The following is a 13,544-nucleotide window of genomic DNA, read 5'->3' as shown; positions in this document are numbered from 1 at the left end:
ATACTGGTGATGACTTTTATTTGCCTTTGCTGATTCCCAACGCACCACCACCCAAAGCCACAATCATCAGCAGACCACCCGCCACGCTCAGGTTTTTCATGAACATGAGTTGTTGAATGTAAGCTTGTTCTGCAGGCATGGCCCAAAAGTTGTGAAACAGCACCGATGCTGCCAAGGTGAAACCAGCCAGCAGCAAGGCGGCAATTCGGGCCTGGAAACCGACAATCAAGGCCAGACCGGCACCAATTTCCACTGCAATCGTCACAACGGTAAGCAGTTCAGCAAAGGGGAGCCCCACCGAGGCAATGTAGCCGGCGGTGCCTTCAAAGCCTGTTATTTTATCGATCCCGGCCAGGACGAACATGGCAGCCAGCAACACCCTTCCGATCAATGCGATTGTGCTACTTGCGTTTGTGAACGCGGTGTCCAGTGTGCTGGTGCCATTTGCGATTTTGCTTGTTGAAGTCATTTCAATTCTCCGTAGTGTGGTTGCGATTTATTGAATCGATGGGTGAATGATGCACGTAAGGAGAATTGAAATCGACTGGTCAGTTTTGCATTGAATGTTCAAATATTTTGAATATATTTTTTTGTTCGATCAACGGCCTGGCCCGGAACTGAATGGCATGGATCCTAGAATAATTTCTCTAACCAGACCCATTCCCAAATCTTTGCGGAAATAGCGTACACTCATAAAAAAACGAACGTTCGGTCTATTTTATATGCGCAAAGGTGAACAAACCCGAGCCGCCATTGTTGAGGCGGCGCTAGAAATCGCGTCCACGCAAGGGCTCGAAGGGTTGACCATTGGGTCTATCGCAGAAAAAATGGCCATGAGCAAAAGTGGTGTGTTTGCCCATTTTGGCTCACGTGAAGAACTCCAGATTGCCGTGTTGCAGGAATATGAAACACAGTTCATCAACGCCGTGTTATTCCCTTGCTTGAAAGAACCCCGTGGATTGCCCCGGTTGCGCGCAATTTTCATGCGCTGGCTGGACCGTGTCGGCAAGGAAATCGACAGCGGTTGCATCTACATCTCGGGCGCTACAGAATACGATGACAGGCCAGGTGCCGTTCGGGACGTTCTGGTGAAAATGCACCGGGACTGGCAAAAAGAAATGCACCGCGCCACAACACAGGCCATTGAGGAAAACCATTTACCAGCCAACCAAGCCCATGCGGACCAGCTCGTTTTCGAGATGGTGGGTTTGATTCTGGCCGCCCACCAACAAGGTCGCCTGATGGGCGATACCTTGTCGGTGAAGCGAGCCAGCGCTGGATTTAACCGCATGATTCAGCATTATCAGCAAACCCAGTCAGAAACTCTGAGCCAGTAGTACCAGGAGACTTTACATGAGCCAATACACGCCCCCAATTCGCGACATGCAGTTCGTATTGCACGAAATGTTGAACGCTGAATCCACTTTCAAAGCCATTCCAGCCTTTGAAGAAATTGACGCTGACACCATGAATCAGATCATGGAAGAAGGTGGCAAGTTCTGCGCGGAAGTGCTGCAACCACTGAACGCTGTAGGCGACACAGAAGGTTGTACCCTGAACAAGGCTGATCATTCCCTGAAAACGCCAACAGGTTTCAAAGAAGCCTATCAGCAGTTCGTGGAAGCCGGTTGGGCCTCCCTGAGCTGCGACCCCACCTACGGTGGTCAGGGTCTGCCAGTGACAGTGAATCAAGCCTTCTATGAAATGATGAACAGCGCCAACCAGGCCTGGACCATGTACCCCGGCCTGACACACGGCGCTTACGATTGCCTGCACGAGCACGGCAGCCAGGAACAGAAAGACCTGTACCTACCCAAGCTGACCAGCGGTGAATGGACCGGCACCATGTGCCTGACCGAACCCCATTGCGGTACCGATCTGGGCATGCTGCGCAGCAAGGCAGAGCCACAGGCCGATGGCAGCTACAAGATCACCGGCGCGAAAATCTTCATCAGCTCTGGTGAACACGACATGGCCGAAAACATCATTCACCTGGTGTTGGCCCGCCTGCCCGACGCACCTGTGGGCACCAAGGGAATTTCATTGTTCCTGGTACCCAAGTTCGTTCCCAATGCAGACGGCTCACTGGGTGCACGCAATCCGATTTTCTGCGGTGCCATCGAACACAAGATGGGCATTCACGGCAATGCGACCTGCCAGATGAATCTGGACGGCGCAACTGGCTGGCTGATTGGTCAACCCCACCGCGGTTTGGCGGCCATGTTCGTAATGATGAACGCAGCCCGTTTGGGCGTTGGCATGCAGTCTCTCGGCCTGACAGAAATTGCTTACCAGAATGCAGTTGTTTATGCCAAAGACCGCATTCAAAGCCGTTCATTGACCGGTCCCAAGGCCACTGACAAGCCTGCGGACCCCATCATCGTTCACCCCGATGTGCGCAAAATGCTGTTGACTACCCGTGCTTACGCAGAGGGTGGCCGCGCACTGTGCATGTGGACCGCGCTGGAACTGGACAAGGAACTGAGCCACCCCGATGAGGCAGTGCGCAAGGAAGCTTCTGAAATGGTTGCCCTGGCCACGCCCATCGTGAAAGCGTTCATTACCGACAACGCGTGGGAAGCGACATCGCATTGCATGCAGGTGTACGGTGGTCACGGTTACATTGCAGAATGGGGCATGGAGCAGTATGTTCGCGACAGCCGTATTAACATGATCTACGAAGGCACCAACACCATTCAATCCCTGGACCTGCTGGGTCGCAAGGTATTGGGTGACGGTGGCGCCAAGTTGATGAAGTTTGGCAAGATGGTGCGCGCACTGTGCGAAGCCGAAGCCAACAACCCAGCCATGAAAGAGTTCATTGAGCCCTTGGCAGACCTGGGCGACAAGGTCAGCAAGCTGACCATGGAAATTGGTGGCAAGGCCATGCAGAACCCCGATGAAGTGGGCGCTGCAGCCGTGGATTACCTGCGCGTGGTAGGTCACCTGTTCTACGGCTACTTCTTCGCAAAAGCAGCGAAAATCGCACTGGAAAAACAATCCGGTGGCGACAAGTTCTACACCGCCAAGCTCCACACAGCGCGTTTCTACTTCCAGAAAATGCTGCCCGAAACTGCCATGCTGATTCGCAAGGCACGTGCCGGTTCCAGCAGCTTGATGGAAATGGAAGCCGATCTGTTCTAAGAAATCCTGTCCAGTAGTACCCCGCAGCCCAAATGTGGCTGCGGGCGTTGAAACCAATTAACCTGAAGGAGACACGCGTGTCCAATTTCATCGTTCGCAAAGTCGCCGTGCTTGGCGCTGGCGTGATGGGTGCACAAATTGCTGCCCACTGTGCCAATGCCAAAGTGCCCGTGGTGCTGTTTGACCTGCCCGCCAAGGAAGGCCCCAAGAACGGCATCGTCGACAAAGCCATTCTGAACCTCACCAAGCTAAAGCCCGCACCGTTTGGCGCGAAAGACGTTGCACAATATGTGCAGGCCGCCAACTACGAAGAGCATCTTGAATTGCTGCAGGGCTGCGACCTGGTGATTGAAGCGATTGCTGAACGCATGGACTGGAAACACGACCTGTACAAAAAGGTTGCTCCGCACATCAATGCCAATGCAATTTTTGCAACCAACACATCGGGCTTGTCAATTGCCAAGCTGAGCGAAGGGTTTGACGCTGAATTGAAAAGCCGCTTCTGTGGCGTTCACTTCTTCAACCCCCCCCGTTACATGCACCTGTGCGAACTCATTCCATTGAGCACCACACGTCAGGACATTCTGGACAACCTGGAAACTTTCCTGACCACCACCTTGGGCAAAGGCACCATCACCGCCAAGGACACGCCCAACTTCGTGGCCAACCGCGTGGGTGTTGCCGGCATGCTGGCCACCATGGTTGAAGCACAGAAATATGGCATTCCTTTCGACATCGTTGACCAGTTGACTGGCTCCAAGCTGGGCCGCGCCAAGTCCGCAACATTCCGCACCGCCGACGTGGTGGGTCTGGACACCATGGGCCACGTGATTGCAACCATGCAAAACACACTGCCCAACGACCCGTTCGCTGCCAGCTATGCAACACCTGCCGTGTTGAAAGCGCTGGTCGAAAAAGGCGCGCTGGGACAAAAAACCAAGGGTGGCTTCTTCAAGAAAGAAGGCAAGCAGATCATGGTGTTCGATGCGAATACCAGCAGCTATGTGCCATCCGAAGGCAAGGCCGATGAAGCCGTGCTGAAGATTCTGAAAAACCGCAATGTGGCTGAACGCATGGCCGCACTGCGTGCTTCCGAGCATCCCCAGGCGAAATTCCTGTGGGCGATTTTCCGTGATGCATTCCACTACATTGCATTCCACCTGAATGAAATTGCAGACACCGCGCGCGAAGTGGACTTCTCCCTGCGCTGGGGTTACGGCTGGACAGAAGGTCCATTCGAAACCTGGCAAGCCGCCGGCTGGAAGCAGGTTGCAGAATGGGTGAAGGCTGACATTGATGCGGGCGAAGCCCTGTGCGATGCACCTCTGCCTGCCTGGGTATTTGAAGGCCCCGTGGCTGACAACGGTGGTGTGTACGGCACAGCCGGCGCATTCAGCCCTGCTGCCAATGCGTTCGTTCCGCGCAAAGATTTGCCCGTGTACCAGCGCCAGATTTTCCGCGCCAAGGTACTGGGCGAAACAACCGTGACTGGCCACAACGGTGGCACCACGATCAAGGAAAACGATGCAGTTCGCATTTGGACTGCACCGGGTCATGATGATGTTTTGGTTTTGTCCATCAAGACCAAGATGCACGCCATTGGCCCCGATGTCATCACCGGCACGCACGAAGCCATTGCCCTGGCCGAGAAAAGCTACAAAGGCCTGGTACTGTGGAGCCCGGATGAACCCTTCTCCGCAGGTGCAGACCTGCAGGCCATGTTGCCTGCATTCATGCAAGGCGGTGGCAAGGCCATCGAACCCATGGTGGCAGAATTCCAGAAAGGCACTGCCGCACTGAAGTACGCACAGGTTCCAACCGTGGCTGCTGTAACTGGCCTGGCCTTGGGCGGTGGCTGTGAATTCGCAATTCATTGCGCCGCACGCGTAGCCAACCTTGAAAGCTACATGGGCCTGGTGGAAGTGGGCGTTGGCCTGATTCCTGGCGGCGGTGGCTTGAAAGAAATTGCTGTCAACGCAGGTTTGGCTGCACAGAAAGCGGGCTCATCCGATGTGCTAGCTTTCCTGAAAGACGGCTTCATGACCGCTGCAACCGCCAAGGTGGGCACATCGGCCATGGAATGTCGCGACCTGGGCTTCATCAAGGAATCCGACACCATTGTGTTCAACAGCCACGAGTTGTTGTACGTCGCCATTTCACGCGCACGCGCCATGTTCGACAGCGGCTATCGCCCACCTCACAAAATCAAGGGTGTGCCTGCCGCAGGCAAATCCGGTTTCGCCACCATCAAGGCGCAATTGGTCAACATGCGTGACGGTGGTTTCATTTCCGCATACGACTTCCACCTGGGCTGCGTGATCGCCGAAGTGGTGTGTGGTGGCGAAATTGAAACCGGCTCATTGGTGGATGAAGAGTGGTTCCTGAACCTGGAGCGCAAGCACTTCGTGAAGTTGCTCGACAACCCCAAGACACAAGAACGAATCATGGGCATGCTGCAAACCGGCAAGCCTGTACGTAACTAAGGAGAGCAAACATGGCTCAAACTTGTAAAGATGTTTACATCGTCGCTGCAACGCGCACGCCAATTGGCAAGGCCCCACGCGGCGTGTTCAAGGACACCCGCCCCGATGACCTGCTGGTGCACGCCATCGCCAACGCCATGGCCCAGGTGCCAACGCTCGACCCTGCATCAATCAACGACGCAATCGTAGGTTGTGCATTTCCCGAAGGCGAGCAGGGCATGAACATGGCCCGCATCGCCGTGTTGCTGGCAGGCCTGCCCAACACAGTGGGTGGCGTCACCATCAACCGCTTCTGTGCATCCGGCATCACCGCTGTGTCAATGGCAGCCAACGCCATTGCCATGGGCGAAGCCGAAGTCATGATTGCTGCTGGCGCTGAAAGCATGAGCATGGTGCCCATGAGCGGCAACAAGCCCTCATTCAACAACGCAATTTTCCAGAAAGATGAAAACCTGGGCATTGCTTACGGCATGGGCATGACCGCTGAAAAGGTTGCCCAGCAGTGGGGCATCAGCCGCGATGCGCAAGACGAATTCGCCTTGAACAGCCACAAGAAGGCAATCGCAGCCCAGCAGGCTGGCGAGTTCAACGACGAAATCACACCGTTCACGGTTGTGAAAGCCACCCCCGACTTGTCCACTGGTGAAATCAAGACCAGTAGCAAAGTGGTGGGTCTGGACGAAGGCCCCCGTGCTGATTCTTCCATCGAAGGCTTGACCAAACTGCGCCCAGTGTTTGCAGCCAAGGGCTCAGTGACAGCTGGCAACAGCTCGCAGATGAGCGACGGTGCAGGTGCCCTGATTCTGGCGTCTGAAGAAGCCGTGAAGCGCTACAACCTGACACCGCTGGCCAAGTGGCGCGGTTTTGCAGTGCGTGGTGTGCCACCGGAAATCATGGGCATTGGCCCCAAGGAAGCCATTCCTGCTGTGTTGAAAACTGCAGGACTTAAAACCAGCGACATCGACTGGTTTGAGCTGAACGAGGCCTTTGCTGCGCAATCACTTGCCGTGATGAAAGACCTGGAGCTGGACCCCGCCAAGGTAAACCCAATGGGCGGTGCAATCGCCCTGGGCCACCCGCTGGGTGCAACCGGTGCCATTCGTGCAGCCACTGTGGTGCATGCACTGCGCAGGCACAACCTGAAGTACGGCATGGTCACCATGTGCATCGGCACAGGCATGGGTGCAGCAGGTATTTTCGAACGCGTGTAATTTCACCGTTTGAGTTGTTACAAAAAGCACAGCTTCTAAACAAGGGGCTGTGCTTTTTTTATGGTCAGAAGCTCACTACAGGGAACCCAGGCACGCCGAACGTTACTCACTGTTTTCAACTTCAAGGAAGTAGATCAGCATGGGTTGGTTTGGGATCAGTAACACAGTGAATCGGTGCAACAACGCATGCAGCATGCGTGCTGATGCACAACTTGTAAAAACGTTGCAGGAAAAAACAAAAGAGTTGAGTGCCGCACTGGATGCACAATTAATACACGCAGGGAAACTCGTCTATGTGGCCAATGCAGCACCTCCCACACAAATGCTGTGTTCCCGACATGGCGACTTGTCCGCCACAGCAGGTGAACTTGCTGCAGATTTAAGTATCGCCAAGGAGGATGCTCAACAATTTCGAAACGCTGTGGGCAAACTTGCCGGCGAAATTGATGAAACCAGGAATTTGTTGAAAAGCGTTGTTCAACAATACAACCTGCCCCGTGTTAAACGGTTGTTTCGTCTGGACGAAAAAGGCCAACCCGCCACGGGCAAACAGATTGCTGATTTCACCAAGGGCCTTGCACAACAAGTGCTGTCCAGTGCACAACATTTTGAAGCCACACATGCCCACCGGGCGGTGAACACCCACAACATCATTGCCAAAGCGGAAATGATTATGCTGAACCAGATCTCTGACAGCAACCGGGTGGTCAATGTTTTGCGTCAGCTTACAAGTCCTTGATAACGGGGCAGCCCGTTTTTCCAAGCGAGGTTGTCCGAAAATCGTTGCCAGACCGTATTAGAATGGGTCTTTGTACCTAATTTGGGGTAACGGCCAGCAATGGATATTCAAACAGAAATCAACAACGGCTTGATGACCATCACCATCAACCGTCCTGAGCGCAAGAACGCATTCACCAATGCCATGTACGTCGAACTGGCCGATGCATTTCGTGACGCCACCCACAGCAGTGGCGTGAAAGTGGTCTTGATCAAAGGCCACGAAGGCAGTTTCTCAGCAGGCAACGATCTGGGGGATTTCCTTAATAGCCCGCCGACCTCGCTGGATGCACCTGTGTTCCGTTTCCTGCGCATGATTTCAGTCTTTCCCAAACCAGTGGTGGCCCAGGTGCAGGGGCTGGCAATCGGAATTGGTACTACCTTGTTGCTGCATTGTGACCTGGTGTATGCCGCCAGCACAGCCAAGTTTTCCATGCCGTTTGTAAAGTTGGGTTTGTGCCCCGAAGCGGCTTCAAGTCTGTTGCTTCCTATTTCCGCCGGTTATCAGAAAGCGGCGGAGTTGCTGTTGCTTGGTGACTTGTTCACGGCCTTGAAAGCCTACGACACCGGCATCATTTCTGACGTTCTGGAACCTGACGCGCTGGAAGCGCATGTTCAGGCCCAAGTGAAAAAATTGCTTGACTTGCCCTTGACCAGTTTGCTGACCACCAAACGCCTGTTGAAGTCTGCAAACAAAAGCCAGGTTGCGGAAATCATGGCAGAAGAAGGCAAGCTGTTCATGAACATGATTCCCCAAGAACCTGCCCAGGAGGCATTCAGCGCTTTTGGAGAAAAGCGGGCACCCAATTTCAAGCAGTTTGAAGGCCAAGCATGACCGTCGCACTTTCAGAGATTTTGTCGAACCGTCGCCTGAACGGCGACACAGTAACTTTCACCGCCACAGACGACTGGACTCAGGGCCGAACAATGTTTGGCGGTTTTCTGTCCGCCTTGGCCGTGGTGGCCATGCGCGATACCTTGGGTATTGACATGCCTCTGCGTGCACTTCAAACCAACTTTGTGGGCCCTGTGCCAGCGGGTGATGTTGTGTACCGCACCCGGTTGCTTCGACAGGGAAAGAGTGTCAGCCAGGTCCAGTGCGAAATTTACAGCGACGAAACCCTGGCCGGTTTGGTCGTCGGCGTGTTTGGTGCACCGCGCGACACGGCGTTGCCGCTACTGACACCGGAGCACAAGCCGCTTCCCAAGCTTGTTGACGACATTCCAGCTTTGCCTTTCATTCCAAAAATCACCCCGAATTTCCTGCAGCACATTGAAATGCGCTGGGCCTTGGGCAGCATTCCCTATATGGGCACCCCATTCTGGGAAAGTGGCATTTACATCCGTTCAATCGATAAAAATCTAAGTCCTGAAGTGTTGATTGTCATGCTCAGCGATGGTCCACCCACCCCTTGCCTGAGTCATTTCAAGGGCCCTGTCATGGCCAGTTCCGTGAGCTGGTCTTTGGAATTACCGCCCCTGCCCAAAGACATCAACAGCGATGGCTGGTTCCAGATCGACATGGAAACCAAAGCGGGTGCGCAAGGGTATGTGAATCAAACAGCCAAGCTGTGGACGCCCAATGGCCAATTGGCCTCGCTGGGCTATCAAGTGGTAGCGGTCTATGGTTGAGCGGGTCAATCTGACATGAGAAATTCAGGCGCCAAAACACCCCTGATAAAATCTTTCCTGATTGCGTGGGTACTGGGTGTTTTGTTGGGTACCTTGGTGCAATCCCAGATCAACCTGTATGCCTTGCAAAATCTTGGGGTCAACATTCCGCTGCCCATTCGGTTCGAGACGACGCTGCATGATTTGGGGAACTTCTCCATCGTGTATGCGGTCATTTTCGGATGCAGCTTTGCAGCGTCCCAAGCCGTTGCCCTGTTGTGCTCGAGATGGACCTCTTTCAAATGGCGAATCTACTGGTGCACCTTTGGGGCAGTTGCGGGTTTGTGGGTAACTTTCAAGGTAGTCGACATGATTGCACCAATGCCAATACTTATCGCCGCCACCCGTACAGTGGTGGGTCTGTTCTCAATGCTAGCTGCCGCCGCAGTGGCTGGGGCGCTGTTTTCCGTCTTGTCAAAGCGCGGTAAATTGACGGCCTCCCCAATTCTTGCCTTCGTACTGCTCACAGGTTTGTTGATGCCTGCAGAGCAAACGCTTGCGCAGACCAGCAAGCCCTACAGAATCGACCTGCTTGCAGACGGCCTGGAAAGCCCATGGTCCATTGCTTTTCTTCCCGATGGCCGTGCGCTGATTACCGAAAAGCCGGGGCGACTGCGCTTGCTGGGCAGCGATGGAAAATTGCAGGCCAAGCCTTTGAGCAATGTCCCCGCCGTATTTTATGGTGGGCAAGCCGGGCTGTTCGATGTGCTGCCAGCGCCTGATTTCGCTCAAAGCAAGCAGATTTTCTTGAGCTATGCCTGTGGTACCCGCAGTGCCAACCACACCTGTGTGTCTGTGGCCCGCTTGGGCACGGATGGGCTTGATGGCGTCAAGGAAATATTCCGCTCCCAAATGGCCAAGTCGGGCAGTGCCCATTACGGCGGGCGCATGGTCTGGTTGCCCGACAACACCCTCATTGTCACACTGGGTGATGGTTACAGCTATCGCGAAGAAGCGCAGAACCTGTCAAATCATCTTGGCAAAATCGTGCGGATCAACCGGGACGGTTCAGTGCCAGCAGACAATCCTTTTGTTAAAACATCAGGCGCCAAGCCCGAGATATATAGCTACGGACATCGCAATGTGCAGGGTGTTGCTTATGACCCTGTTAACAAGCGCCTTGTCGCACACGAACATGGCCCTCGCGGCGGCGATGAGGTCAATGTCATCAATCCTGGTGTCAATTATGGATGGCCCAAAGCCACCTACGGCATTGATTACACCGGCGCTCAAATTTCACCCTTTAAAGAGTTTGATGGTACACAGCAACCCGCAATTTACTGGGTACCGTCGATCGCCCCCTCCGGCATGACCGTCTACGACGGCAATCTTTTTCCACAATGGAAGGGTAACTTGTTGGTGGGTGCCTTGAAGGCCCAGCAAGTAAGTCGCGTGGTGTTGAAGGGTAACAAGGCCACTGAAGAAGAGGTGCTGTTCAAAGAAGTGGGTGAGAGGTTTCGCGACATCCGTACCGGCCCCGATGGCGCCATTTATTTGCTTACCGACAATCCGGAAGGAAAACTGCTGCGCGTGCTTCCGCGATAAACAAGCTCGTGAAGCCGTCGTCTTTTTGCGTGTTCTGAGGCAACCCACATCATAAAACTGTTGATTGATCGTCAGTCTTTTGTGCTACTGTCGCTTCATGAAATCATCTTACCCAGCCCTCAGTACGCGCCTGTCCAAACAGGCTTTGGAACTCTCTATCGCCGCGCCTCAAGTGGTTGCCCAACGGGTGACCCGCATGGCACTGGCGGGAGCCAACCCTTCCGCCAGAGATCAAAAAGAATTCAAGCAAATGAGCGATGAAAAAGTCACTGCTTTCTATGAATCCTGGACTGCCATTTGGGCGCAAATGTACAAATCCCAGTTTGCCATTGCTCAAACCATGATGTCAGCGATGACCACTGCCATGGTGGCAGGAAAGCAACCTTCTGCGGCTTCCACGCTTTCCGCCTTGTCTCGTGAAACAAGCAAGGTCTTGTCTGCTGGAATTGCACCCGTGCACCGCAAGGCGGTTTCAAATGCCAAGCGTTTGTCGCGTGGTTGATCACGGCGGTAAAAAGTAAGCTGCCTCATTTAACCATTGGCCTTGAACAGGCGCTATACTTCGGTCCCGACTTGTCTAGATCTGAAGGAATACCATGGCGCTTAAATCCACCGACATGGCCAAAAACATGGCCAAAAAGCTGGACGGGTCACTGAAATCCGAAAGCTTGCCCGACCGCTTTGGACAGTCATCCAAAGCAGCAGCTAGCAAACGTGAGCGAGCTGCTGACATTCCTGCCAGCAAGTTGATTTCCGTCAACTACAGGTTGCCCGCTGAATTGGTCAATAGGCTCCGAGACCACGCCCTTCATTGCGAGGGTGGAATCAATCAATTGGTGGCTTCTGCCTTGAATGAATGGCTGATGTCGCAAGATAAAAAATAGTTTGAATCCAGTGTTTAGAACTTGCCCGGTGCAATTTTCCGGGTATTTCTTAAAACTTCAAACTTGCTATCTCAATGGTTGGTTTATTTCTAATAATTAAATTTCTAAAAATATTGCGTAAAAATCAATATTTTCAAGCTTTATAGTTAGTTTATTAAACAAAAACATTCTGATTTTTCCAGAAAACTCCCCAAGTCAAATCCCGTCCAGTTCATCACGATTGCCCCCTGTGGTTTCTGCGTATATGGAAAACCACAATTGCTGCCCATCCACCGCATGCTGATACTCCATCCACCTGCAGAGTCAATGCAGAAATCACAAGAAGAATAAAGCAGGCATTTCAATACCATCTGGTACCAATCACAAGGAGAGTTCCGTGAAGAAATCAATTAAGTCCGTTCTGGCAGTGGCCCTGTTGGGTCTGGTGGGTTCAGTACAAGCTGCTGATCCCTATCCATCCAAAGTCATTACCATGCTGATTCCGTTTGCAGCCGGTGGCCCAACGGACACGGTAGGCCGTTTGATTGCACAGTCCATGTCCAAAGACCTTGGGCAACAAGTGATTGTTGAAAACCTGGGTGGTGCTGGTGGAACTTTGGCTGCCGGCAAGGCTGCACGTTCACCTGCAGATGGTTACAACATTTTCCTGCATCACATTGGTCAGTCCACCGCGCCTTCGCTGTATCGCAAGTTGTCATACAACGCATCTACTGACTTCGAAACAATTGGCTTGGTGACCGATGTGCCAATGACCATCGTTGCCCGTAGCAACATGCCAGCCAAAAACATGCAGGAACTGTTGGCTTACATCAAGACCAACAAAGACAAGGTGACTTATGCCAACGCTGGCATTGGATCCGCCTCGCACCTGTGCGGCATGTTGTTCCAGACCGCCGTGGGTGTCGACCTCACGACAGTGCCTTACAAAGGCACCGGCCCCGCAATGAACGACCTCTTGGGTGGTCAGGTTGATTTCATGTGCGACCAGACAACCAACACCACCAGCCAGATCAAGGGCGGAAAGATCAAGGCCTACGCCGTAACCACCAAAAAGCCGGTTGCTTCCTTGCCTGATCTGCCAACTTTGGACAAAGCGGGTCTGCCCGGTTTCGAAGTGGGCGTTTGGCACGGTTTGTATGCCCCCAAAGGCACACCAAAGCCAATCATTGATCGCCTGAGCAAGTCGCTACAAACTGCATTGAAGGATCCTTCTGTCATTGCACGTTTCGCTGAATTGGGTACCGAGCCAGTAGCACAGGATCAAGCCACGCCTGCCGCCTTGCGCAAGCACCTCGATGCTGAAATCGCACGCTGGAAACCTATCATCGAAAAAGCTGGCCAGTACGCTGACTGATCAATTACCGAGATTTTAAAATGCCAAAAGACTTACGCGACTTTTGGGCCGGGCTGCTATACCTGATCATTGGTGTAGCAGCTTTGTATATGGCAGGTGACTACGAAATGGGCACCGCCATTGTCATGGGCCCAGGCTATTTTCCCGTGGTGTTGAGTGGTTTGCTGATTGTCATCGGCTTGATATCCCTCATTCGTTCTTTCATTGTTGAAGGCGAACCACTTCAAGGGTTTGCTTTTTCCAAAATTATTTTTGTGACCCTTTCCATCGTCGCATTTGCATTGCTGGTAGAGGGCGCGGGTCTGGCTATTGCTGTTATTGCGGTATTTTTTATTTCAGCCCTTGCCAGCAAGTTTTTTAACTGGAAGTTCACCCTTGGCATCGCACTGGGCGCGGCAGTATTTTGCAGCCTGGTGTTTGTTAAAGGCCTGGGAATTCCTCTGCCCATATTCGGGTCCTGGTTTGGAATGTAAAC

Annotated in this window: 13 protein-coding genes; 12 read left to right on the top strand and 1 reads right to left on the bottom strand. The window is 53.2% G+C overall.

Annotation, left to right across the window (positions count from 1 at the left end; translation table 11 throughout):
* Positions 1 to 16: 16 nt before the first annotated feature.
* On the bottom strand, positions 17 to 469 hold the full coding sequence (locus tag RGQ30_RS13780; protein ID WP_130557672.1) for a DoxX family protein: 453 nt from the start codon (positions 467 to 469) through the stop codon (positions 17 to 19).
* A gap of 253 nt (positions 470 to 722) precedes the next feature.
* On the opposite strand from RGQ30_RS13780, the gene RGQ30_RS13775 reads away from it, so the two are divergent.
* The 12 genes from RGQ30_RS13775 (at position 723) to RGQ30_RS13720 (ending at position 13,542) form a co-directional block, all read left to right on the top strand.
* The gene (locus tag RGQ30_RS13775; protein WP_130557673.1) at positions 723 to 1,337 is read left to right on the top strand and encodes a TetR/AcrR family transcriptional regulator; all 615 of its coding nucleotides are present in this window, start codon (positions 723 to 725) and stop codon (positions 1,335 to 1,337) included.
* Between the two features lie 16 nt (positions 1,338 to 1,353).
* Entirely contained in the window at positions 1,354 to 3,144 is a 1,791-nt protein-coding gene (locus RGQ30_RS13770) for an acyl-CoA dehydrogenase C-terminal domain-containing protein (protein WP_130557674.1), read from the top strand.
* A 77-nt stretch (positions 3,145 to 3,221) separates the two neighbouring features.
* The gene (locus tag RGQ30_RS13765) at positions 3,222 to 5,627 is read left to right on the top strand and encodes a 3-hydroxyacyl-CoA dehydrogenase/enoyl-CoA hydratase family protein (RefSeq protein WP_130557675.1); all 2,406 of its coding nucleotides are present in this window, start codon (positions 3,222 to 3,224) and stop codon (positions 5,625 to 5,627) included.
* An 11-nt stretch (positions 5,628 to 5,638) separates the two neighbouring features.
* Complete coding sequence (locus RGQ30_RS13760; protein WP_130557676.1) at positions 5,639 to 6,838, top strand: acetyl-CoA C-acyltransferase; 1,200 nt, start codon at positions 5,639 to 5,641, stop codon at positions 6,836 to 6,838.
* 139 nt (positions 6,839 to 6,977) lie between these two features.
* A complete protein-coding gene (locus RGQ30_RS13755) occupies positions 6,978 to 7,577 on the top strand; it encodes a hypothetical protein (protein ID WP_130557677.1) in 600 nt (199 codons plus the stop codon).
* Positions 7,578 to 7,676: 99 nt separating this feature from the next.
* Positions 7,677 to 8,450, top strand: coding sequence for an enoyl-CoA hydratase (locus tag RGQ30_RS13750; protein ID WP_130557678.1), 774 nt, complete (start codon positions 7,677 to 7,679; stop codon positions 8,448 to 8,450).
* On the top strand, positions 8,447 to 9,247 hold the full coding sequence (locus RGQ30_RS13745) for an acyl-CoA thioesterase (RefSeq protein ID WP_130557679.1): 801 nt from the start codon (positions 8,447 to 8,449) through the stop codon (positions 9,245 to 9,247). The genes RGQ30_RS13750 and RGQ30_RS13745 overlap by 4 nt, the downstream gene beginning before the upstream one ends.
* 15 nt (positions 9,248 to 9,262) lie before the next feature.
* Entirely contained in the window at positions 9,263 to 10,831 is a 1,569-nt protein-coding gene (locus RGQ30_RS13740) for a PQQ-dependent sugar dehydrogenase (protein WP_338284512.1), read from the top strand.
* A gap of 97 nt (positions 10,832 to 10,928) precedes the next feature.
* Entirely contained in the window at positions 10,929 to 11,333 is a 405-nt protein-coding gene (locus RGQ30_RS13735; protein WP_130557680.1) for a polyhydroxyalkanoate granule-associated phasin, read from the top strand.
* Positions 11,334 to 11,427: 94 nt separating this feature from the next.
* Complete coding sequence (locus RGQ30_RS13730) at positions 11,428 to 11,715, top strand: hypothetical protein (protein ID WP_130557681.1); 288 nt, start codon at positions 11,428 to 11,430, stop codon at positions 11,713 to 11,715.
* Positions 11,716 to 12,091: 376 nt separating this feature from the next.
* On the top strand, positions 12,092 to 13,069 hold the full coding sequence (locus RGQ30_RS13725; protein WP_130557682.1) for a tripartite tricarboxylate transporter substrate binding protein BugD: 978 nt from the start codon (positions 12,092 to 12,094) through the stop codon (positions 13,067 to 13,069).
* Positions 13,070 to 13,089: 20 nt separating this feature from the next.
* Positions 13,090 to 13,542, top strand: a complete 453-nt coding sequence (locus RGQ30_RS13720; protein WP_130557683.1) for a tripartite tricarboxylate transporter TctB family protein — start codon at positions 13,090 to 13,092, stop codon at positions 13,540 to 13,542.
* Positions 13,543 to 13,544 lie beyond the last annotated feature (2 nt).

The sequence above is a fragment of the Limnobacter thiooxidans genome, from assembly GCF_036323495.1.
Taxonomy (GTDB): domain Bacteria; phylum Pseudomonadota; class Gammaproteobacteria; order Burkholderiales; family Burkholderiaceae_B; genus Limnobacter; species Limnobacter thiooxidans.
The sequence above is the reverse complement of the archived record's forward strand: the minus strand, read 5'-3'. Positions and strand labels throughout refer to the sequence as shown.